This window comes from Polaromonas sp. P4_H1, assembly GCF_056400945.1.
The window spans coordinates 1-534 of record NZ_JBFUKG010000142.1 but is presented as its reverse complement, the minus strand read 5'-3'; the positions used below and the strand labels follow the sequence as shown (position 1 = coordinate 534).

Annotated in this window: 1 protein-coding gene; it reads left to right on the top strand. The window is 58.4% G+C overall.

What is annotated here, in order from left to right; translation table 11 throughout:
* A partial coding sequence (locus AC1DS5_RS25560; protein ID WP_477721041.1) for a type II 3-dehydroquinate dehydratase occupies window positions 1–470 on the top strand: 470 nt, incomplete at its 5' end.
* Window positions 471–534: the final 64 nt, after the last annotated feature.

Sequence of the window (534 nt, the reverse complement as noted above, 5' to 3'; positions counted from 1 at the left end):
ATGAAAGCGCGGCCATGACGTCTCCAGTTGTCTATTTCCTCAATGGTCCCAATGCCAATCTTTATGGGCTGGACAAAAGCGGCACCTATGGCCGTGAAAGTTTCGTCTCGATCAAGAAGCGCTGCGAAGACCATGCAGTTTCGCTCGGCTTGACGGTCGACTTCCGCCAATCCAACCACGAGGGCGTTCTGGTTGACTGGATTCAGGAGGCGAGGGAGAGGGCCGAGGGGATCGTCATCAATGCCGCCGGTCTCACTTACTCGTCGGTCCCGATCCTTGATGCGTTGCTCGCTTTCGAGGGACCGATCATCGAGGCGCATATGAGCAATATCTGGAAGCGAGAGCCGTTTCGCCATCACTCCTATGTGTCGCGTGCTGCAACGGGAGTCATCGCCGGGCTCGGCGCGCTCGGCTACGAACTGGCGCTGACTGCAGTGTCGCGTCTGATCGCCGAAAAGGCCGCGCAATGACGTCGGAGGTGATGGCGTTCTACAGCGTCTTGGATGACTTCGAAACGTGGCGCGTGGTGCTGGC